Here is a 20,527-nt window from a genome sequence, read left to right as displayed (position 1 = left end):
CGTCCCACCGGGACGGCCCGCGCGCCTCACGCGGGCACGCCCCGCGACCGGGTGGTACAAGTGCGCGATGGCCGCCGGCGACGACGCCGACCGGGCGAGCGACACGTGGCACAAGGTGCTGGTCGAGGGACACCGGCCGTTGCGTCTCGCCCACGTCGTGTTCCGGCACCTGCCGTCCGCGCCCCGCTGCAAGGTCTGCCACAACCCGTTCGGCGGCGTCGGCGGGAAGCTGGTCGCGCTCGCGGGGTTCCGCCCGTCGCGCAAGAACCCGACCCTGTGCACGCGGTGCTGCGACACGCTCCCCGTCGGCGGCGCCGAGGTCGACGTCGGCGTGCTCTTCGCGGACGTGCGCGGCTCGACGACGTTCGGCGAGCACCAACGCGCCGAGTCGTTCGCCCGCGTGCTCAACCGCTTCTACGCGGTCGCGACCCAGATCCTCGTCGCGCACGACGCCATCATCGACAAGCTCATCGGCGACGAGGTCATGGCGCTGTTCATCCCCGGCATCGCCGGTCCGTCGTATCGAGCGAAGGCGGTCGACGCCGGTGTCGAGCTCGTCTCCACGGTGCGGTCGGATCGCGACCTGCGCGGGCTCGCGCTCGGAGCGGGTGTGCACGCGGGCACGGCGTACGTCGGGAACGTCGGCGGCGAGGGCGTCGTCGACTTCACCGCGCTCGGCGACGCGGTGAACGTCGCGTCCCGGCTCCAGCACCACGCGGGCGCGAACGAGGTCGTCGTCGGCGCGCCCGCGTTCGACGCCGTGCGCGACCGGTTCCCCGCGGCGTCGCCCCGCCGGTGCGAGATCGCGGGACGCCACGAGCCCGTCGACGCGTTCGTGGTCGACTGCGCCCGTCAGCCGGTGCCGTAGACCCGCCGCGGCGTGACGAGGACCGCGGTGCGCCGCTCTGCGGCCATGACGCGGTCGTACTCGTCCCAGTCGTCGTGCGTGCCGCCCGCGGCGGTGAAGACCTCGCGCAGCAGCTGCGGGACGCGCGACGCGTCGAACCCGGCGCGCGCGTCGTCGGGACCGACGAGCACGGCCGTCCCCTCGACCGCCGTCCAGCGCCATCCCGCGCGGAAGACGATCGTGAGGCGCGGATCGCGTCGCAGGTTCGCGAGCTTCACCGTGCCGCCGCGCGCGACGAACCCGACGACGTCATGGCCGTCGACGGGATCGGCGAGGACGCCCGCGTTGACGACGGACGACTGGACCGTGCCGTCGCGCCGGGACGTCGCGACGACGGCCAACCCGTTGTCGTCGCCTGCGAGGCGGCGCACGTCGTCCAGGCCTGCCATCGTCAGCCGGTGAAGGGGCTCGAGTGCGGGCGGGCCGGCGCCGTCGCGAAGAACGGCCGCGCGTAGGTCTCCATGAGCTCCTCGACGACGCTCTTGCACTCGGGGTCGTGCAGGCGGTTGCGGTCCTCGTGCGGGTCGGCGGCCAGGTCGAACAGCTGGCACGGCTCGAGCGCGTCCTCGTCGACGACGAGCTTGTGGCGCGCGGTCTCGAACGCGGCGAAGCCCCAGTTCTCGCTGACCGACACGTCGCGCCGCTCGAGCGGTGCTCCGTCGCCGGACACGTGCGGGAGCAGGGACCGGCCTTCGCTGCCGAGGACGTCGGGCGCGCCCGCGATCGCGCGCACGGTTGCGGGAACGTCGAGGTGCTCGACGAGCGCGTCGACGACCGCCGGCTTCGTCCGCACCCCCGACGGCGGCCGGATGACGAGCGGCACGCGCACCGCGGGTTCGTAGAGCACGCACTTCGACATGAGGCCGTGGTTGCCGCCCATCTCGCCGTGATCGCTCGTGTAGATCACCCACGTGTCGTCGAGCATCCCGCGCTCGTCCAGGGCGCCGAGTATCCGCCCGACGCCGTCGTCGATGACCGAGACGTCCGCGCTGTACGCGCGTCGCATCCCGCGGATCGCGTCGGTCGTCATCGTGTCCGTGTCGGAGAGGTGCAGGAACGCGCGCAGCAGCGCGCCGTACCGGCCGGTCCCGTCGAGCTCGGGTCGGGTCGTCGACGCGGGCATCGAGACGTCGACGCCGGCGTAGCGCGCCACCGCCTCCGCGGGCGCGTCCCAGGGATCGTGCGGGCCCGGGAACCCGACGAACGCGAAGAACGGCTCGTCCCGCTCGTACGACTCGATCCACCGGGCCGCGATCGCGCCGTGCCACGCGTCGACGTAGTCGTCGAGCGCGACCGGCAACGGGGTCGAGTCCCACATCGGCACGCGCTTGGTCGCGCCGCGACCGGTCTCGTTCTCACCCTGGTAGCTGCGATCCGCGATGTGGCGGCGGTAGACGTCGAGGAGCCCGCGGTCGCGCAGGTGGTCCGTGTACGCGTTCGGTATCGACGTCGCGAACTTGTCGCCCGTCTCGTGGACCTCCGCGAACCCGAGCGCGTGCAGACGGGGCGCGAGCTCGTCGACATGGCGCGCGTCGTGCGCCTCGTCGCGGTAGAGGTGCGCCTTCCCGATCAGCACGGTGTGGTACCCGGCCTCACGCAACGCGTGGAGGTATGTCGGGCAGTCCGGCGCGACCTCGCCCCAGTTCGTGTAGACGCCGTGATCGCGCACGTACCGCTCTGTGAGGAACGACGCGCGCGCCGGCATGCACAGCGGCCCCTGGCAGCTCACGCGCGAGAAGCGGACGCCTTCCGACGCGAGGCGATCGAGGTTCGGCGTCAGCACACCGGGATCCCCCGCGCAGCCCATCATGTCGGCCCGGTGCTGATCCGACATGACGACGAGGATGTTCGGCGCGGTGGAGCTCACGCGATCAGCTTCTCACCGCGGGCCGCGGCCGCGCTCCCCCTGTTCGAGCAGCCGCGCGATCTCGTCGACCTCTCGGCGGACCGACTCGGCGAACCAGCGGCGTGCGACCGCGTCGTGGAGCGCGCCGAGCAGACCGTGGCCGAGGTCGAGCTCCTCGACGTGGTGGATGCGCACGCCGCCGTCGACGTCGTCGAGCTCGAACCACGCGTGGAGCGACCGCGGGACGCCGTGCTCGAGCGTGACGTCGATGCGGTTCGGCCGCGACCACCGGTAGCGCGTGACGACCGACCCGGGAAGCCGGCCGAGGAACCGGCCGTCCTCGCGGGCCAGCATGCCGTCCGGCGTGTCGGCGAGCTTCGTCACCCACACCATCTTCGTGTCGGCCTTGGTGTACTGCGCGGGGTCGAGGACGAAGTCGAACGCGTCCTGCGCGGTCGCGCCCTGCGCCACGGCGGTTCCCTCGCCTCTGACCATCCGTCACCTCAGCCCGTGCGATACGTGAACGCGTGCAGACCGCCCCACCCGTCGACGATGACACCGTGCCCACTCCCGTCGATCGCCAAGCCGCGCGCGATGTCCCAGCCCGGCCAGTACGGCGTCGCGGACGTCAGGTGCGCGTTCCCGAACGCGTGCACGCCACCCCAGGCGTCGAGGACGAACCCGCCCTTGCCACCCTGCGTGATCGCGAACCCGCGCACGACGTCCCACCCGGGCCAGTACGGGATCCCGGTCGTGGTGATCGGCGGCGACGTGCAGAAGAGATGGATGCCGCCCCACCCGTCGATCGTCGCACCGCGCAGCGTGCCGCTCGTCCAGCCCGGGTCGATCGCGATCGCGCGCGTCGGCACACCCCACCGGATGCTGTCGTCACACGTGCGGACCGGTGGTGGCGAACCGAACCCGTACACGCCCGCGGCGCGGTCGACGACCGCGCCGCCCGCGTCCGTGCCCGTCAGTGCGAGGTTCTGCGCGAAATCGCTGCCCGGCGCGGCATGACCGGCGAGCAGTGTGGGCGCGCCGCCGTAGGCGTGGAGGAACCCGTCCCGGTCGAGGACGTATCCGCCGGCGGCGTTGTGGCTGAGCGCGACACCACGCGCGACGTCCTGGCCGTTCCAGTACGGCGGGGTGCCGGACGGCGGCGGAGACGGCGACGCGACGCTTCCCGCGTGATGGCACGCCGTCGTGCCGGTGTCCGTGTAGCTGCTCCCTGCGACGGGGACGAAGCTCCAGTCGTACGACCCGGGGTGGAGCGTGAGGTCGAGGACGCCGTACGTCGTGTTCTCGCTGACCTGGCTGTTGGGGTCGCGGATGCCGTGCCAGCCGGTGAAGAACGCGCCGCCGGTGCCGACGATGAACTGGCGCACGCCGCGCGCGTTGTCGAGGTTCCCGCTGTTGTCCTGCGGCGCAAATCGCTCGTAGTCGTGCGAGTGCCCACTGAGCGCGACGTCGACGCCCGCGTCGTAGAGGTCCTGGAACAGCGGCGCCATGTAGGTGTTGTCGCCGCCGTAGCCGCTCGAGTAGCGACCGGCGTGGAAGAACGCGAGCGTGCACGGGCTGGCGTCAGCGGCGAGATCGGCGCGCAGCCACTGCTCCTGCGCGGACCCGGTCTGGCAGCCGCCGACCTCCGAGCAGTTCGAGTTGAGCGCGATGAGGTGCCAGGCACCGACGTCGAAGCTGTACCAACCCTGACCGGCCGGTCCGGCGGCGAGTCCGAAGTACTTGAAGTACCCGCCCGCGCCGGCCGAGCCGTAGTCGTGGTTCCCTGCGGCGGAGCGCGTGATCGACTTCACGCGTCCCCATGTCGGGTCGTAGGACGCGAGGTAGTCCGAGTAGGAGCCACCGTTGTACTGGTCGTCGCCGAGCGCGAGCACCGCGGACAACCCGTGGTTCACCAGCAGGTCGGACGTCGCCATCATCTGGCAACGGTTCCCGCTCCCCTGGAGATGGTTGAAGTTCGGATCGCTCGGCGAGCACGCGATGTCACCGGCCGCGGCGATGACCGGATCGCTCGCCGCGGCAGCGCGAGCGACCGGTCTCACGGCGCCGGTCGTGGAGACGCGGGCGACCGTGGACAGGCCGAACGCGACGAGAACGAGGACACCGAGGACCCCGACCCGCTTCATACGCTCCCTCACCCTTGAGCAGAAGCGACCCTGTTTGTCCGGAAACGATATGACCGATGGCGAACGGGGGGTACGGGTAGTTTCACCCCGTCGCGGCGGTGATCGGTCCTGCAGGCGGGTGTGGACCGGACCATGATCGCGGTGAGGGTCGGGCCCGGCGTCCGGCGACCGGGCAGCGAGCCGCAGGAGCGGAGCCATGAGCGAGCACGACGAGCTGTTGCGCGAGTCCTACGAGGGTGAGGTGTTGGGCGAGGCGTTCTTCGGCGCGCTCGCCGACGCGACAGGCGAGCAGAATCCCGCGCGCCTCGAGCGTCTGCGCACGTTGCAGGCGGTCGAGCGGGACACGGCGTCCACGTTGCGACCGCTCGCCGAGGCCGCAGGGATCGACACGGTCGCCGCGAAGGCCCGGGCCGACGGCGTCGCGCTCGCGGCGAGCACCCGGGACCAGCCGTGGGACGCGTTGCTGCTCGGGCTGCGCGCCGCGCTCCCGTCGTACCTCGCGAAGTACGAGCGCCTGCGCGAGCTCGCGCCGGATCGCGAGGACGCGGTGCTCGCGAACCTCGTGGCGCACGAGCGCGCGGTCGACCGCTTCGCCGAGCTCGAGCTCGACGGGCGCGCCGAGGAGTCGCTGGCGGTGTTGCGCGCCCATCTGGGCGCGTCCCGTCAGGCGAGCTCGGCATGACGCTCGACGGCAAGGTCGCGATCGTCACCGGTGGCAACAGCGGCATCGGCAAGGCGATCGCCCTCGCGCTCGCGCAGCAACGGGCGCGGATCGTCATCGACTACGTCGCGGACCCCGCGGCGACCGACGCGCTCGAACAGCAGATCGCTGCGCTCGGTGACAGCGCGATCGGTGTCGACGCCGATGTGAGCAAGGTCGCCGACCTGCAGCGTCTCGTCGACACGGCGGTGAAGGCGTTCGGCCGGGTCGACGTGATGGTCAACAACGCGGGGATCGAGACCCGGACCTCGGTGCTCGACACGACCGAGGACCAGTACGCGAAGGTCCTCGACGTCAACCTGAAGAGCGCGTTCTTCGGGACGCAGGTCGCCGCGAAGCAGATGATCGCCCAGGGCGGTGGCGGCCGGATCATCAACATCACGTCGGTGCACGAGGACTGGCCCATGCCGGGCAACACGCCGTACTGCCTCTCGAAGGGCGGGATGCGGATGCTCACGCGCACGGCCGGCGTCGAGCTCGCGCCGCACGGGATCCTCGTCGTCGGGGTCGGCCCGGGCGCGGTCGCGACACCCATCAACCAGTCGACCATGGCCGATCCCACGAAGCTCCAGACGCTCGACGCCGCGATCCCGCTCGGTCGCATGGCCCAGCCAGGTGACATCGCGAGCGTCGTCGCGTTCCTCGCGAGCGACGGCGCGAGCTACATGACCGCGACGACGGTGTTCGCGGACGGCGGCCTCATGCACAGCAGCCCCGGGCTCTGACGCGTCCCGCGCGCCGACCGTCTCCAACCGGCACCGGCACGCGGTGCGCCGAGCCGCGGGAACGTGGTGACATGGCTCCATGCGCCCGGACGGTCCGTCCCTCACCGCCGCCGGCGTCGCCGCGGCCCGCGCCGTGCTCGAGCGCCCGTCGACGCCGACCGGCGACAGGGAGGCTGACGACCGGTTGGCGGCGTCGGTCGCGAGCAGGCGCACCGACGCCCGACGGGAGAGACGACGCCGCGACACCCGCGAGTTCCTCTCCTACATCGCGACGCGCACGAAGTTCTTCGACGACGCGGTGCTGCGCGCGATCGATACCGGGATCGCCCAGGTCGTCCTCCTCGGTGCCGGCTACGACGGCCGCGCGCTCCGGTTCCGCACACCAGGGGTCCGGTTCTTCGAGGTCGACCACCCAGCCACGCAGCGCGACAAGCGCGCCCGCCTCGACCAGCTGCTCATCGACAGCTCCGACATCACGTTCGTGGCCGCGGACTTCACCGAGCCCGGACTCGGCGACGCGCTCGCGCGCGCGGGTCACGACGCGGACGCACCGTCACTGTTCACGTGCGAGGGCGTCCTGCGCTACTTGCCCGAGCCTGCGTTCCGCGGTCTCCTCGCGACCGCGGCCAACCGCGCCGCGGGGCGAAGCGAGCTCGCGGCGAGCATCTCGACGCGGGAACGCGGGGTGCCCGAGTCCGCCGAGCGTCTGGCGCGCGAGCGCCAACTCGCGGCGATCGGGGAAGCCGTGCTCACCGTGCCGGACCGGCAGACCGCGCTCGCCTGGCTGCGCGAGGCGGGCTGGCCGGAGATCACGGTCGACGAGGTCGCGAGCTTCGCGCCCGGGACACGCCCCGGGCGTCTGCTCGTCGTCGCGCACCGGACCTGAGCCGATCAGCGCGACCGGCGGGCCCGGGCCCGGCGCTTGCCCTCGTGCATGGCCTGCACCCGCGCGACCGGGATCGCGCGGCCCTCCTCGACGAGGCCCGCATCGACGGCATGCGGCGCGGGCATCTCGCTCGACCACGGGTCCGTGTCCCCGAGCGAGCGGAGCGCCGTGTGGATCGTGAAGTCGCCGGGAGCGGCGTCGTCGAGGTCGTCCCAGCGGAGCGGGAACGACACCGGCGTGCCCGGACGCACACGCGGGCTGTACGCCGCGACGACCGTCGCGCCGAAGGCACGCGTCGAGTCGAGAAACACCTTGCCGCCGCGATCCGCCTTGATGAACGCGGTCGTCGCGATCGCGGGATCGAGTTGCTCGGCGCGCGCCGCGATCGCCCGCATCGCGGCCGCGGCGTCCTCGGGCGGTGTGTCCGTGTCGATCGGCACGAACACGTGGAGGCCCTTCGCGCCGCTCGTCTTGACCGCGCCCGACATCCCGGCCGCGGTGAGGACCTCGTGCACGAGACGAGCCGCGTCGACCGCCATGCGGAACGCGCCGGCGTCGGGCGGGTCGAGGTCGAGCACGAGGTGGGTCACCCGGTCGAGGTGCGGCAATCGCACGAGCGTCGGGTGGTACTCGACCGCACGCTGGTTCGCGAACCACAGCAGCGTGCGCCGGTCGTCGCAGAGCGCGTACGACACGTCGCGCTTCGACGTCTCGGCCCAGAGCCGTACGGTCGGGATCCACTCCGGCGTGTACTTCGGCACGTTCTTCTGCATGAACGCGTCCTGGCCGCGGTGCACGCGCACGACGGACAGCGGGCGGTCCGCGAGGGCCGGGAGGATGCGATCACGGACGCCGTCGAGGTAGTCGACGAGGTCGCGCTTCGTCGCGCCGGCCCCGTCGAAGAGGGGCTGGTCGAGGTTCGTGAGCGCCACGCCCTCGCGCGACTCACCGTCGCTCACGGTGGGCCGAACCGAACGGGGACGGATTCCATCGTGTAGATCCCCGTCGTCGGCCCGAACACCGGCGAGGCCGCGAACTCGACGTGACCCATGCGGGACGCGAGGAACGCGAACGTCTCCGCGAGCTCGGCGCGCGCGAGGTTCGCACCGAGGCAGTAGTGCGCGCCGTAGCCGAAGGTGAGAATCGGCGCGGAGCCCCGGTCCACCGTGATGTCGAAGCGATCGGGCGCGTCGAACAGCGCCGGATCGCGGTTCGCCGTGGCAGAGCAGACGAACACGACCGTGTGCTGCGGAAAGCCGACGCCGCGGTGCTCGACGCGTGCCGTGACGAGACGGGCCGTGAACGGTGTGATCGGCTCGTAGCGCAGGATCTCGTTCGCCGCGCGGGCGGCGAGCGTCGGGTCGGCGCGCAGTCGCTGCCACTGGTCGGGATGCTCGACGAGCAGTCGCATCCCGTGTGCGAGCTGCGCCTGGGTGGTGTCGGTACCACCCGCGATGACCGAGCAGATCAGCGACACGCACTCGTCGTCGGTCAGCCGGTCGCCGTCCTGCGAGATGGCCGCGAGCGTCGACACGAGGTCGTCGCCCGGGTGCCGGCGTCGCTCGCGGACGAGATCCTCGACGTAGGCGTACACGTCGAGGTATGCGGTCTCGATGGCGGCACGCTCGCGCGCGGCGGTGAGCTTGAAGACGCCCTGGAGCGCGTCGGACCACGCCGCGAGCCGCTCGGCCTCGCCGGGGAGCCCCAGCAGCTCCGCGATCACCATGGAGGGCAGTGGGCGCGCGAAGTCGTCGACGAACTCGGTCTGACCGTTCGGCGCGACGCGCGCCCACAGCTCCTCGAGCATCTCGCGCAGTCGCGGTCGCAGTCGGTCCGTCGCGCGCGGCGTGAACGCCGGCGTCACGAGCCGCCGCAGCCGCGCGTGATCGTCGCCCGTGCGTGCCATGAGGCCGTTGCGGGTCCGGTCGTAGACGGGGCCCTCGTGCACGCCCTGAAGCTCGAGGATCTGCACCGACGGGAACGCGAGGCGGCGATCCCCGAGGAACGACATGCCCGCGTCGCGGTCGAGGACGAGGTACCCGAGCTCGGCGCGCGCGAGCCAGCTGCGCGCCGCGAGGTCGCCGAGCACCTCGTGAAACCGCGCACCCCGCAACGACGGGTCGTCGGGGTCGAGGACCGGGAGGTCGAGATCGCCGACGTCGGGGACGTCGGAGCGCGCGTTCACGAGCCCTGCTGCGCGCGGGCGGCCCTCGCGCGCACGCGGTGTCCTCTCATGTGTTGATCGTAGGCAGTGAGCGGCGAACCGTCGCTCGTCAGATGGGGCGAGCTGCGCGCTCAGCAGGCATCCGAGCCCGTCGGCAGGAGCTGCGACGTGACGCGGACGGTGCCCGGTCGGTCGACGTGCAGGCCGGTCCACCCGTGCGCCGCGGGTGTCAGGCAGGCGTGGCCGTCGGCGTCACCGACGCTCCATGTCGGCGTCCACCGGACGCGCACGTCGACGGCACCCTTGCCCGTCGCGACGACGGTGAAGCCGCTCGCGTCGAGCGACGTGAGATGGGCCGGACCGGAGACGAGGCCCGACGAGCCGACGACCTTCCACAGGCGCCAGTGCACGTCGTGCCAGACCAGCCGGAGATAGCTCGGGTTGCTGCGCATGATCGCCGCCTCGGCGCGCGCGGACGCGTCGAGCGGGAGATCGGACAGCGCGACGTACTGGATGCCGTTCGCATCCAGCCACGCGCGGTAGCGCGCCGCGGTCAGGTGGCCGCGGTAGAAGAGCGAGTTGTCGACGATGTCGAGCTGACGTTCCCACCCACGCGCCAGCGGGATGCTCGGCGCGACCCACGCGGCCTCCCAGTGCATGCGTGTGAGCGCGATCTCGAGGCGCGCGGGCGCCGGGTCGGCCCGGTGCATCGCGTCGACGAGCGGTGTGAAGTAGGAGCTGGTGACGTGATCCGCGGGCGGTGTCGTCATCGCGCCGAAGGCCGGCGCGAACTGCCACACGACCGTCAGCACGACGAACGGGACGACGAGCGCGCGCCGCACGCGCCACACGGCCGACCACACGAGAGGCACCGCGATCGTCGTGCCCAGCCGCGTCATCACGCCGCCGACGGGCGTCGGCACGACGAACAGCGCGAGGGACGCGATCGCGTACACCAGCGCGCCGCGTCGCAACAGACGCTGCGACGGTGGCAGGACGAACAGCGTCGCCGCGCACGCGACGAGCACGCAGACGAGGCTCGTGATCGGGAACGGGAATCGTCCCGCCTGCCGGTACGTCGCCGTGATGACGAGGACTGGCACGACCGCGCCGGCACCGACGAGCAACGCGTCGCGCCGGCCGTCACGTGCGCTGACCGCCCACGTGACCGCGCCGAGCACGAGGAACAGCGCGGCGACGAAGCTCGACAGCGCGCACGCGACCGCCGCGGCGACGGCGAGCGTGCGACGACCAGAGACGATCATCAACACCGCGACGAGCGCGAACGTGAGACCGAGCAGGAACGCGAGCTGGCCGACGACGATCTGGGCGACGGTCCCCGCCGCGAAGCACAGCGTGCCGAGGATCGACGTCGTGCCGAACCTGCCCCGCACGACACGGTCGAAGGTCCACGTCGCGACAGCCGCGCACGCGATCGCCGTCACGTGCACGCCGATCGTCGCCGCAAGTGGCGGGAACAGCGAGCTGTAGGCGACCGGCGAGTGCCCGCCGTACCAACCGGTGTCGAACCCGATGAACCCGTACGTCCGGAAGACCGCGACCCGGTACACCTGCGCGGGCCAGTCGGCGCCCTCCCAGCCCAGCACCGTGGCGACCGTCGCGAGGACCGCGGCGAGAAGCCCACCCGCCACGGACGGCGACCAGAGCGCGCCGGGCCGGCGCCACCCGGGCGCGTCGAGACGGGGCGCGGTCACCGCGTGCACGGCGCCCCAACCTGCCCGCCGATCCTGAGAACCCGCGCGGAGTCATGCCAAGAAAGGGGAAAAACCGTAGGTGCCGACGGCGTCACCGGTCCCGACGGGCGAGCGACCGTGAGAAGGTGATGAGCGCGGAGGGCGTCGTCGAGGGAACGTTGTGGCGTGCGCGCGCACGCCGAGCGCGTGAGCAACCCGAGGGGCAGCACCAGCAGGAGGTCTCGGATGACGGACAGGTCGGCTTTCACGGAAGCGGAGTGGCACGCCCTGACGGACGCGCCGCTCCTCGTGACCGCGGCGCTCTTCTACGCCGGCGAGCACGGTCCGATCTCGATGGTCAAGGAAGCGAGCGCGGGCGCGCGCTCCATCTCGAGACCGGGCGAGCACGGCGCCGCGAACGAGCTCATCGGCGAGATCGTCGCCGAGGCGAACACCAAGGAGGCACGGACCGAGCTGAAGGAGCACCGCGGTCCCACACCGGAGGCCGCGGTCGACAACGTCATGCGCGAGCTCGAGCCCGCGGCCGCCGCGCTGAAGAAGCTCCCCTCGGACGAGGCGAGTGAGGTCGCGAGCTGGTTCGTCGACATCGCCGAAGCCGTGGCGCGATCTTCGAAGGCAGTGAACCCGGACGAGCAGGCGACGATCGGCAAGCTGCGCGCGCTGTTCGGCGTCGCAAGCGGGGAAGGACCGTCGAGCTCCTGACCCGCTCCGGTGCAACCGGCCGAGGTCGCCGAGGTCCTCAACGTGAACGCGTCAGGTGCCGTTCGCCGGATGCGTGTAGGCGCGCCCGTCGATCGTCGTCGTCATCGTGCCCGTGGCCTCGAAGTCGTTCGCGTACGTCGTCGTGGCCGTCGTGCTGAGTCGGCTCGAGGGACTCGAGGACGACTTCGCCGCGTGACGCGACACGCCGCGAACCTTCTGCGATCTGCGGAGCGCCCCGGCGACGAACTCCCTGCGGACGACGGCGGGAGCGGCGCGAACCAGTGCGGAAACGGCCGCTCCCGCCGTCCCTTGCGCGCGTCGGCCGGGCAGGGTGAGGGCCGGACGCGCGCCCGCTGATCCTGGCATGCCGTGGCGCACCGACAACGATGCGCGCGATTTGCGATCCGGTCGGGGCCGCGTTCGATCCGGATCAGGATGTGATCCGCGTGCCCTCGACGCTGCGTACTTCGAGCGATGCACGGAATGCTCGCCACGGCCGACGTCGCCGGGATCGGGCTCCCGCTCGCCCTGATCCTGCTCGTTCCCATGGAGGCCGGGCTGCCGATACCGATTCCCGACGACGCGGTCATGCTGCTCGTGGGTGAGCGGGTCGCGGCGGGCGCCCTGCCGTGGTGGGTCGGTGTGCTCGCGCTCGAGCTCGTCGCGATCGTCGGGACGACATTGCTCTTCGTCGGCACGCGCGGCGCGGGCGCGCTCGTGAACCGCATCGCGCGGCACATCGGGCTGACTGCGGAACGGCTGGCGAGGATGACGGCTGCGGTCGAACGCCGCGGGCGTGGCGCGCTCGCGGTCGGCCGTGCGACGCCGGGGTTGCGCACGATGACCGGGATCGTGGCAGGAGGCTCCGGTCTGACGCCGCGCCGGGCACTCCCGCCGCTGCTCCTCGGCGCGACCGTGTTCGCACAACTCCACTTGGTGCTCGGCTACGCGTTGGGTCCGGTCGCGCGCGATCTCATCGATCGCGCGAAGGGACTCGCGCTCGTCCTCGGTGTGGTGTTGCTCGTCGGCGCGGCAGCCTTCTGGGTCGTCCGCCAGGGCCGGCGTGGCGGCTCGGCGGCCTGGCGCGAAGCGGCGTGTCCGGCCTGCCTCGCACTCGGCTCGATCGGTGAACGCCTCGTCGAGCATGGCGACCCGGGCGGCCGCCTCGGTGTGATCGACCGTCGGCGACCGCCCGCAGCGTCGCGATCGCGGAGCTGAGCGCGACGCGCCGGATCAGTCCTCGGGGAGATCCGCGAAGTTGCGCTTCGCGGCCCGGTACCAGCCCATGCCCGAGATCGGGTGCCTCCACCTGGCCTTCATCTCCTTGAGCGCACCGGCGTGGGTGTCGTCGCCGTTGGCGACCATCTCTCGGAGGTGCCGGTCCTGGGCCTTGATCACCTCGTCGGCGGTGTCGCCCCGCATCCCGTGGTCGCACGGCCCGCCCAACTGCTTGCACGTCATCGTCTTCATCGGTCCGCTCCTTCGTCGCTTTCGGTAGTGGTACTCTCGAACTGAGAGTGATACTATCGTTTCATGCCGAAGCCCGTCAAGCGCGACATCGCAGTCGAGAACAACCGCGGTCAAGCCCGCACGCGCCTCGCCCGCCGCGCGGTGGTCGACGCGGCCCGAACGCTGTTCCTCGAACGGGGCTACGCGGCGACGACCGTCGAGGCGATCAGCGAACGCTCCGACGTGCCGGCCGCGACCGTGTACCGGCTGTTCTCGTCGAAGCTCGGAATCCTGAAGGCGCTGCTCGACACGTCCATCGCCGGTGACGACAAGCCTCTGGCGGTGGAGGAACGGCCGGACGTCGCGGCGTTGAGCAGCGAACCCGACCCGCGCAAGGTGCTCGCCGGGCTCGCGAGCGTGACGACGGCGATCAACCGGCGCGCGAACGACGTCTACCTCGTGCTCACGGGCGCGGCCGGTTCCGATCCCGCCGCCGCGGAACTGCTCGGAGAGATCCGACGACAGCGCGAGCAAGGTCAGGGCCGGATCGCACGCTCACTCGCGCGCGCACACGCGCTCAGGCCCGGACTGCGTGAGCGCGACGCAGCCGACCTGATCCACGCGCTGATGTCACCCGAGGTCTACCGGCTTCTCGTCGGCGAGCGCGGCTGGACCGCGCAACGCTACGAGCAGTGGCTCGCGGCAACCCTCGCACAGCAGCTGACGGAGTGATCGCGCCGGCGCGGCGTCGACGGCAACGGTCGCTACCCTTCGATCGTGACGCCCGACGACCTCGAGCCGGAGGTCCAGCAGCTCGGGAGGCGCATCGGCACGCTGGCCGGACGGGGCCACGTCCGGTTGGGTGGTGGCGCGTGGACCGAGCGACTGCTCGACTGGGCGCTGGCGTCACCCGAGTTCAAGACCCAGCTGTTCCGGCTCGTCGACGTCCTGCCCGCGTGCACCGACGACGCCGACGTCGTGCGCCACGTCGAGGAGTACCTGGGCGGCGTCGAGGCTCCCGCGGTCGTCGGGACGGGGATCGCGGTCGCCGATCGACTGCCGTTCGGGACGCGGCTGTCGGCGCGCGTCGCCCGTCGCGCCGTCACGCGCATGGCGCGCCAATTCATCGCGGGTGAGACGGCGCGCCAGGCGATGGCCCGCCTCACGCGACTGTGGCGGGCAGGCCAGGCATCGACCGTCGACCTGCTCGGCGAGAAGACACTGACCGCAACCGAGGCCGACGAGTACGCGGCGCGCGTCGACGAGCTGCTCGCCGCGTTCGTCGCGACCAGCGCGTCCTGGCCCGACGACCCGGCACTCGAACGAGACCCGTGGGGTCCGGTGCCGCGGGCGAACGTCTCGGTGAAGCCGACGGCGCTCTCGCCCCGGTTCGACCCGCTCGAGAACGGGCACGCCGTCGCCGACGCCTTCACGCGAGTCCGACCGGTGCTGGAACGGGCTCGCGCGTCGGACGCGACCGTACATCTCGACACGGAGAGCTACGCGGTCAAGGACCTGACGTTCGACCTCGTGCGCGCGATCGGCGGCGAGTTCCCCGATGGCCCGCAGCTCGGTTGCGTCGTGCAGGCGTACCTACGGGAGTCCTTCGACGATCTGCGCGCGCTCATCGACTGGTCGGCGCGGACGTTGCGCGTCCCGCTCCAGGTTCGTCTCGTGAAGGGCGCGTACTGGGACGCGGAGACCGTCGAGGCGCGTGCGGCCGGCTGGCCGTCGCCCGTGTTCGCCGACAAGCGCGACACGGACGCGAACTACGAGCGGTGCGTGCGGCTCATGGTCGCTCGCGCCGGCGAGATCCGCCCCGCGTTCGCGAGCCACAACGTACGCAGCCTCGCCTACGCCGTCGTCCACGCGCGCGCCGCGGGACTCCACGACACCGCGTTCGAGCTGCAGCTCCTCTACGGCATGGCGGCCCCGGTTCACGATGCCCTGCGCCGGCTCGGCTTGCGCACACGCGTCTACGCACCGGTCGGGGCCCTGATCCCCGGGATGGCGTACCTCGTTCGCCGGCTGCTCGAGAACACGTCGAACGAGTCGTTCATCCGCCAGCGCTTCGCCGAGGGTGCGCAGCTCGACCGCCTGCTCGTGCCACCCACGGAGCGGGACGACGCTTCCCCGCCGAGCACGGAGCCGGCCGCGCTCGATGCGACCGACGCCCGCGATCGCGGTGCGTTCGTCAACGAGCCGCACGCGGAGCTCCGTCGCGCGCCGGTGCGCGACCAAATTCGTGATGCGATGCACCGCGCGACGGGTGAGTACCCGTTCGTCGCGCCCGTCCTCATGGAGGGTCAGGCCGTCGCGACCGATGCGATGATCGAGTCGCGTGACCCGAGCTGCACCGAGCGACTCGTGTGCACCAGCGGCTCCGCGGAGCCGGAGCACGTCGACCACGCGGTCGCCGTCGCCCTCGACGCGTGGGGAGCATGGCGCGACCGACCGTGGTGCGAGCGCGCGGACGTGATCTTCCGCGCGGCCGTGCTGTTGCGCGCACGTCGTGACGAGCTCGTCGCGCTCGAGGTGGGCGAAGCGGGCAAGCCGATCGCGGAGGCGGACGCGGACGTCGCCGAGGCGATCGACTTCTGCGAGTACTACGGGAGGGAAGCGCTGCGACTCGCGCACGGCGGACCGGTCGCCCAGGCGCCCGGCGAGAGCAACCGCTACGAGTACGAGCCGCGAGGCCCGGCCGCCGTGATCACACCGTGGAACTTCCCACTGGCGATCCCCGCCGGCATGACGGTGGCTGCCCTGGTCACCGGCAATCCCGTGCTGCTCAAGCCGGCCGAGCAGACGCCCGGGGTCGCGTCCCGGTTCGTGCACCTTCTGCTGGAAGCAGGCGTACCGCCGGGCGTGATGGCGTTCCTGCCCGGCCCCGGTGAGCAGATCGGCCGGCACCTGGTCGAGCACCCCGACGTCGCAACCGTCGCGTTCACGGGGTCGAAGGCGGTCGGATGCGAGATCGTCGAACGCGCCGCGCGACCCGCGGCGGGCAAGCGCCACGTCACGCGCGTCGTCGCGGAGATGGGCGGGAAGAACCCGGCGGTCGTCGACGAGGACGCGGACCTCGACGTCGCGGTACCGGCGATCGTCGCGAGCGCGTTCGGGTACGCGGGTCAGAAGTGCTCCGCGGTCTCGCGCGTCATCGGCGTCGGACGGATCTTCGACGAGTTGATGACGCGGCTGACGGGTGCCGTCGACGTGCTGCCGGTCGGCAGCGCGCACGATCTGCGAACGGTCGTCGGGCCGCTGATCGACGCCGACGCGCTCGAGCGTGTGCAGCGGTACCAACGCGTCGCGATGGACGAGGGCGACGTCGTGCTCCAGCGTCATGACGTCCCGGACGGCGGCTGGTACGCGGGCCCGACCGTCGTGGTGGTGAACCGGACGGACGCGACGGTGTTCACGGATGAGATCTTCGGTCCCGTGCTCGCCTGCATGGCGGCCGACGACTTCGAGCACGCGCTCGCGCTCGCCAACACGACCGCGTACGCGCTGACCGCCGGGTTCTTCTCCCGGTCACCGGCGCGCATTCGTCACGCCGCGTCGCATCTCCGCGCCGGGAACGTCTACGTCAATCGCGTCACCACCGGTGCGCTCGTCGGCCGGCAGCCGTTCGGCGGGTTCGGCATGTCGGGTGTCGGCTCGAAGGCCGGCGGACCCGACTACCTCCTCCAGTTCGTCGAGCCGCGCGTCGTCACGGAGAACACGCTGCGCCAGGGGTTCGCGGCAGCCGGGCCGACGTCGTGAGCGCGCGGCGTCGCGTGCGTGCTCCGGCGGTCGGTTCCCGCGTCCGTGTCAGTGGGCTCGCCGACGGCCCCGCCGGGTCAGGAACGCGCCGAGGACGATCGCACCCGCACCGATGCTCGCGAGGCCGGCGACGTCTCCACCGGTGAAGGGGAGACCGGAGCTCGGTGCGGACGAGGGCACGGTCGCCGGTGCCACCGCGGTACGGGCCTCGACCTGGGCGGTCGTCGGCGGCGTACCGCCGTTGGGATAGGTCGCGGCCGAGGCGACCGACGCACCCGACAGGACGAGGCCGACCACGGCGAGGCCGCACACGAGCAAGCGTCGAACCATGACATACCTCCTCTTGCTCTTGCGCGAACGTAGCGATCGCCCCGAACCGTGTATATAGGTCGAACAGCCCATCTCCCTCGAGAAGCCGACCGCGCCGGCGCGAGACGGGCGGGCTGGTGGCCGCGCACGCGACCACGACCGACGCGGGGTCCACGGAACCGACGGCGCCTCCGCGTACGGTGGCGGCCTGTCATGGAGGCAGGGGGTTCCGTGACGTGACCGGACATCCTGTATCGACGCCGCCGCGGGCACCGACACGCAGATGATGTTCGCCGCTCGACGACGCGATGCGCTCGTCAGCGCGTTGCGATCCGAGCTCCTGGCGATTCGCGATGCGGTCCGTGGCGCGCTCGACGACGTCGAGACGCGTCGCCGTGCGGACGACGCGCTGCGCGACGAGCTCATCGTGAGTCTCGTCCGTTGCGTCACCGACCTCGCCGGGACCTTGAACCAGCGAAGCAGTGAGATGCTCACCGTGCTCGAACGGCTCGGCGAGCTGGGAGAGAGCATCGCGTCACGCCAACGCGAGCAGACGGACAGCATCCTCGTCTTGCTCGAGCGCTTCGGCGCCGCGTTGGAACTGGACGTTCGAAGCCACCGCGCGCCCGAGCGACGCGTCGTTGGTGGCACGGTCGAGCCCTCACGGACGGAATCGCGTCGCACGACCGCGCGCGACAGCGAGGTTCACGGTGACGACGACCGGCTCCTCCTCGAAGGTGTCGAGGTGCGATGCCGATTCGCCGAGGGCGGATGGGTCAGCGGCTTCGAGGTGAGCGACGTGATCTCCGACGCGGGAACGTTGCGATATCGCTTGCGCCGCCGCTGCGACGGCTACGTGCTGCCGACGCTGTTCGACGAAGCGTCCATCCGCGCCCGCGTCTGACGGCTCGCGCCGGCGCCGATCACGAGGTGGTCGACCTCGAGGAGTGCGGTCATGGCACCTCCCGTCGACGACACGCAACCGGAACCGTCGTGTCGCCCGTCACTCGCCGCCCGTCGGCGTGCGACAGTACCGAGCAGCAACGGGACGGTCGAACGTCGCGCGTCGGAGAGACGCCGCGTCGAACCGGTCGCGTCGTCGTGGTGCCCGCGACGCGCGCGTGGCGACGCACCGTTCGAGCGTCAGCGCTTGCGGGCGCGGTGCGTCGCGGTCGGCGAACGACGCTTGCGCGTGCTCGGCGACGACGAGTCGCGCCCGACTCGCGCGCCGGGAAACGCGGCGATGACCGCGTCTGTGGTCTGCTCGGCGGCGTCGGGCGGGAGAGGCTGACCCCAGACGACGGCACGCATGAACAGCGGCCCGACGAGCAGGTCGTAGGCGAACGCGAGGTCGGCGTCGGGAGCGAGCTCACCGCGGTCGATGCCGCGTTGGAGGACCTGCCACACCGTCTCCCGGCGAGGCGACAGGTACTCGCTCACGTAGATCTCCGCGAGCTCGGAGTCGGCCGCGAGGTCGGCGACGAGGCCTGCCGTCACGCGGCGGTTGTCCGCCGAGCTCATGAGCTCCACCTGGTGACGCTGGACCTCGACGAGGTCCCCACGCAGAGACCCCGTGTCGGGTTCGGGCACCGCGAGGCGCGCGGATTGGATGAGAGCGGTGACGACGAGTGCCGGCTTGGACGGCCAACGCCGGTAGATCGTCGGGCGACCCACGCCGGCGCGGCTGGCGACGGCCTCGATCGTGAGCGGGCCGTAGCCCTGCTCTTGGAGGAGCTCGCGCGCCGCCGTCAGGATCGCCTCGTCGTGACGGGCGTCCCGGGGACGCCCGGGCCCGCGACGGCTGTCGGCGGCCTCGGACGGCGCGGCGTCGCTTCCGGACACGGTGGCTCCTCGGTACGGCGAACTGCTGAAAACCATTACGGGCTGTTGCGTAATCTTATCAGCTGGTTTACGATGTTCGTGTAACGATACACGGTGTCCGGAAATGGTGACGGCATGGCGGGTCGGGTCAAGAGGTCGAGGCCGGCGGAACGTCCCGACGAGGACCTCGTGGCGGGCCTCGCGGCGTCGGAGCCGGACGCCGCATCCGCCTTCGTTCGACGGTTCCAACGCCGGGTGTTCGGCCTCGCGCTGAGCATCGTCGGCGATGTGCGCGCGGCCGAGGGTGTCGCCCAGAAGGCCTTCGTCCGGGCGTGGCGGCACGCCGACGGGTTCGACGCGCGACGCGGCAGCGTCGCGGCGTGGCTCCTCAGCATCACGCGCAGCCTGGCGATCGATGCGGTTTGCGCGAGCCGCCCGGACGCGGTCGCGACGGCAGACGTCGGCCTCGAGGCACAAACGACATCGGGACGCGACCAGGTCGAGGGATGCGCTCCACGCGATGACGTCGCGCGCGTCTACGCCGCGCTGTCAGAGCTACCGGAGGAGCAGCGCCGCGCCGTGCTGCTCGCGCGGGTGTGGGGCTGCAGCGCACGCGACATCGCCGCGCGCGAAGGCATTCCGCTCGAGACCGCGAAGACCCGCATCCGCGCCGGCATCAGGCGATTGCGACCCGCGCTCACCACAGCCGAACCGTGCTCGGCCGCACGCGCGTGAAGCACACGCCGGCGCGCCGTCCCTCGAACGACACCACTGCGAACCTGCTGGTGGAGCCGGGAAGGAGACTCGAACTCCTGACCTGCTCATTACGAGTGAGCTGCTCTACCGACTGAGCTATCCCGGCGAAGGATCCCGCAGTCTACCGACGGGCCCGCGGGGCCCTGAACGCTTTGTGCTCCTCAGACCTCGGACAGCGAGGCTGGCGGAGCCGAAAGCGTGGAGGCGCCTCGCGGTGCCGGGAGGTGGAGCAGCAGCCACTCGAGGAGCAGGCCCTCGTTCGGGTTGAACTCGAACGCCTCGCGCGCCTCGCGGCACCGGTCGAGCGCGGCCGCCGCCGCGCCCGGTGCGACGACGAGCGGTTCACGGTCGACGTTGAGCGGCGGCGCGGGCGCGGCGAGCGCGTCCCGGTAGACCGACTCGAGCGCGGTGAACCCCTCGACGAGCAGCTGACGGCGCTCGAAGCGCTCGTGGCGCGCGTGGCGCTCCGCGAGCTTCCGGCGCAAACGGGTCGCGGCCCGATCTGGATAGCCGCGCTGCTCGATGTCGCGGTCGAGCTCCTCGGCCTCGCGCTCGTGCTCCGCCTTCCGCACCGCGAGCGCGTCCTGCACCGCGGCGGCGAGCCCCTCGGCGAGGCGCAC

The 20,527-nt window shown here is 71.8% G+C and carries 21 protein-coding genes and 1 tRNA gene; 10 read left to right on the top strand and 12 right to left on the bottom strand.

Going from position 1 to position 20,527, the window contains the following annotated elements; translation table 11 throughout:
• The first annotated feature begins 67 nt into the window (after positions 1–67).
• A complete protein-coding gene (locus VFC33_20465) occupies positions 68–868 on the top strand; it encodes an adenylate/guanylate cyclase domain-containing protein (GenBank protein HZR15619.1) in 801 nt (266 codons plus the stop codon).
• Here the strand turns inward: VFC33_20465 and VFC33_20460 are convergent.
• Genes VFC33_20460 through VFC33_20445 form a run of 4 tightly spaced genes read right to left on the bottom strand, consistent with a single transcriptional unit; the run spans position 853 to position 4,897 of the window.
• Positions 853–1,296, bottom strand: a complete 444-nt coding sequence (locus tag VFC33_20460; protein ID HZR15618.1) for a TIGR03618 family F420-dependent PPOX class oxidoreductase — start codon at positions 1,294–1,296, stop codon at positions 853–855. The two genes, VFC33_20465 and VFC33_20460, sit on opposite strands and share 16 nt — an antisense overlap.
• A 2-nt stretch (positions 1,297–1,298) precedes the next feature.
• A complete protein-coding gene (locus VFC33_20455) occupies positions 1,299–2,774 on the bottom strand; it encodes a sulfatase-like hydrolase/transferase (GenBank protein HZR15617.1) in 1,476 nt (491 codons plus the stop codon).
• 12 nt (positions 2,775–2,786) lie between these two features.
• A complete protein-coding gene (locus tag VFC33_20450; protein HZR15616.1) occupies positions 2,787–3,224 on the bottom strand; it encodes an SRPBCC family protein in 438 nt (145 codons plus the stop codon).
• Between the two features lie 32 nt (positions 3,225–3,256).
• A complete protein-coding gene (locus VFC33_20445; GenBank protein ID HZR15615.1) occupies positions 3,257–4,897 on the bottom strand; it encodes a metallophosphoesterase in 1,641 nt (546 codons plus the stop codon).
• A gap of 196 nt (positions 4,898–5,093) precedes the next feature.
• On the opposite strand from VFC33_20445, the gene VFC33_20440 reads away from it, so the two are divergent.
• The 3 genes from VFC33_20440 (at position 5,094) to VFC33_20430 (ending at position 7,229) form a co-directional block, all read left to right on the top strand.
• Positions 5,094–5,579 (top strand): hypothetical protein, encoded by a 486-nt coding sequence (locus VFC33_20440; GenBank protein HZR15614.1) that lies wholly within the window; start codon positions 5,094–5,096, stop codon positions 5,577–5,579.
• Positions 5,576–6,343, top strand: coding sequence for a glucose 1-dehydrogenase (locus tag VFC33_20435; protein HZR15613.1), 768 nt, complete (start codon positions 5,576–5,578; stop codon positions 6,341–6,343). Before VFC33_20440 ends, VFC33_20435 begins: the two co-directional genes overlap by 4 nt.
• A gap of 79 nt (positions 6,344–6,422) precedes the next feature.
• Positions 6,423–7,229, top strand: a complete 807-nt coding sequence (locus VFC33_20430; GenBank protein ID HZR15612.1) for an SAM-dependent methyltransferase — start codon at positions 6,423–6,425, stop codon at positions 7,227–7,229.
• Positions 7,230–7,234: 5 nt separating this feature from the next.
• On the opposite strand, the gene ligD is transcribed toward VFC33_20430, so the two are convergent.
• The 3 genes from ligD to VFC33_20415 form a co-directional block, all read right to left on the bottom strand.
• A complete protein-coding gene (gene ligD, locus VFC33_20425) occupies positions 7,235–8,188 on the bottom strand; it encodes a non-homologous end-joining DNA ligase (GenBank protein ID HZR15611.1) in 954 nt (317 codons plus the stop codon).
• Positions 8,185–9,414 carry a cytochrome P450 gene (locus VFC33_20420; protein HZR15610.1) on the bottom strand — a complete coding sequence of 410 codons (1,230 nt, stop codon included), beginning with the start codon at positions 9,412–9,414 and terminating at the stop codon, positions 8,185–8,187. The genes ligD and VFC33_20420 overlap by 4 nt, the downstream gene beginning before the upstream one ends.
• 110 nt (positions 9,415–9,524) lie before the next feature.
• Positions 9,525–11,117: a hypothetical protein gene (locus tag VFC33_20415; GenBank protein ID HZR15609.1), complete on the bottom strand. Its 1,593-nt coding sequence runs from the start codon at positions 11,115–11,117 to the stop codon at positions 9,525–9,527.
• A gap of 216 nt (positions 11,118–11,333) precedes the next feature.
• Between VFC33_20415 and VFC33_20410 the strand changes: the two genes are divergently transcribed.
• Positions 11,334–11,810 (top strand): hypothetical protein, encoded by a 477-nt coding sequence (locus VFC33_20410; GenBank protein ID HZR15608.1) that lies wholly within the window; start codon positions 11,334–11,336, stop codon positions 11,808–11,810.
• Positions 11,811–12,284: 474 nt separating this feature from the next.
• Positions 12,285–13,028 carry a VTT domain-containing protein gene (locus VFC33_20405; GenBank protein HZR15607.1) on the top strand — a complete coding sequence of 248 codons (744 nt, stop codon included), beginning with the start codon at positions 12,285–12,287 and terminating at the stop codon, positions 13,026–13,028.
• A 15-nt stretch (positions 13,029–13,043) separates the two neighbouring features.
• Here the strand turns inward: VFC33_20405 and VFC33_20400 are convergent, their stop codons facing one another.
• Entirely contained in the window at positions 13,044–13,280 is a 237-nt protein-coding gene (locus VFC33_20400) for a hypothetical protein (GenBank protein HZR15606.1), read from the bottom strand.
• Positions 13,281–13,343: 63 nt separating this feature from the next.
• Between VFC33_20400 and VFC33_20395 the strand changes: the two genes are divergently transcribed.
• Positions 13,344–13,991 carry a helix-turn-helix domain-containing protein gene (locus VFC33_20395; GenBank protein ID HZR15605.1) on the top strand — a complete coding sequence of 216 codons (648 nt, stop codon included), beginning with the start codon at positions 13,344–13,346 and terminating at the stop codon, positions 13,989–13,991.
• A 45-nt stretch (positions 13,992–14,036) separates the two neighbouring features.
• A complete protein-coding gene (locus VFC33_20390; GenBank protein ID HZR15604.1) occupies positions 14,037–17,021 on the top strand; it encodes a proline dehydrogenase family protein in 2,985 nt (994 codons plus the stop codon).
• A gap of 48 nt (positions 17,022–17,069) precedes the next feature.
• Here the strand turns inward: VFC33_20390 and VFC33_20385 are convergent, their stop codons facing one another.
• Positions 17,070–17,351 (bottom strand): hypothetical protein, encoded by a 282-nt coding sequence (locus tag VFC33_20385; protein ID HZR15603.1) that lies wholly within the window; start codon positions 17,349–17,351, stop codon positions 17,070–17,072.
• A 262-nt stretch (positions 17,352–17,613) separates the two neighbouring features.
• On the opposite strand from VFC33_20385, the gene VFC33_20380 reads away from it, so the two are divergent.
• Positions 17,614–18,234, top strand: a complete 621-nt coding sequence (locus VFC33_20380) for a hypothetical protein (protein HZR15602.1) — start codon at positions 17,614–17,616, stop codon at positions 18,232–18,234.
• 239 nt (positions 18,235–18,473) lie between these two features.
• Here VFC33_20380 and VFC33_20375 read toward each other — a convergent pair whose 3' ends face one another.
• Entirely contained in the window at positions 18,474–19,172 is a 699-nt protein-coding gene (locus tag VFC33_20375; protein ID HZR15601.1) for a TetR/AcrR family transcriptional regulator, read from the bottom strand.
• Positions 19,173–19,340: 168 nt separating this feature from the next.
• Here VFC33_20375 and VFC33_20370 point away from each other — a divergent pair, with 168 nt between their 5' ends.
• Entirely contained in the window at positions 19,341–19,886 is a 546-nt protein-coding gene (locus VFC33_20370; protein HZR15600.1) for a sigma-70 family RNA polymerase sigma factor, read from the top strand.
• A 51-nt stretch (positions 19,887–19,937) separates the two neighbouring features.
• On the opposite strand, the gene VFC33_20365 is transcribed toward VFC33_20370, so the two are convergent.
• Together VFC33_20365 and VFC33_20360 are read right to left on the bottom strand one after the other, a co-directional pair.
• A tRNA-Thr gene (locus tag VFC33_20365) sits at positions 19,938–20,013 on the bottom strand.
• A 55-nt stretch (positions 20,014–20,068) separates the two neighbouring features.
• Positions 20,069–20,527, bottom strand: a 459-nt coding sequence (locus VFC33_20360) for a hypothetical protein (GenBank protein ID HZR15599.1), incomplete at its 5' end; no start/stop codon positions are given.

Source organism: Acidimicrobiia bacterium, from assembly GCA_035651955.1.
Taxonomy (GTDB): domain Bacteria; phylum Actinomycetota; class Acidimicrobiia; order IMCC26256; family JAMXLJ01; genus JAMXLJ01.
Note: the sequence above shows the minus strand (reverse complement) of the source record. Positions and strands in the feature narration are given on the sequence as shown.

Coding starts and splice junctions, on each gene's coding strand:
- VFC33_20435 (HZR15613.1), top strand. CDS start 5,576: ATGACGCTCGACGGCAAGGTCGCGATCGTCACCGGTGGCAACAGCGGC.
- VFC33_20405 (HZR15607.1), top strand. CDS start 12,285: ATGCACGGAATGCTCGCCACGGCCGACGTCGCCGGGATCGGGCTCCCG.
- VFC33_20395 (HZR15605.1), top strand. CDS start 13,344: ATGCCGAAGCCCGTCAAGCGCGACATCGCAGTCGAGAACAACCGCGGT.
- VFC33_20410 (HZR15608.1), top strand. CDS start 11,334: ATGACGGACAGGTCGGCTTTCACGGAAGCGGAGTGGCACGCCCTGACG.
- VFC33_20465 (HZR15619.1), top strand. CDS start 68: ATGGCCGCCGGCGACGACGCCGACCGGGCGAGCGACACGTGGCACAAG.
- VFC33_20445 (HZR15615.1), bottom strand. CDS start 4,897: ATGAAGCGGGTCGGGGTCCTCGGTGTCCTCGTTCTCGTCGCGTTCGGC.
- VFC33_20400 (HZR15606.1), bottom strand. CDS start 13,280: ATGAAGACGATGACGTGCAAGCAGTTGGGCGGGCCGTGCGACCACGGG.
- VFC33_20380 (HZR15602.1), top strand. CDS start 17,614: ATGATGTTCGCCGCTCGACGACGCGATGCGCTCGTCAGCGCGTTGCGA.
- VFC33_20385 (HZR15603.1), bottom strand. CDS start 17,351: ATGGTTCGACGCTTGCTCGTGTGCGGCCTCGCCGTGGTCGGCCTCGTC.
- VFC33_20440 (HZR15614.1), top strand. CDS start 5,094: ATGAGCGAGCACGACGAGCTGTTGCGCGAGTCCTACGAGGGTGAGGTG.
- VFC33_20460 (HZR15618.1), bottom strand. CDS start 1,296: ATGGCAGGCCTGGACGACGTGCGCCGCCTCGCAGGCGACGACAACGGG.
- VFC33_20430 (HZR15612.1), top strand. CDS start 6,423: ATGCGCCCGGACGGTCCGTCCCTCACCGCCGCCGGCGTCGCCGCGGCC.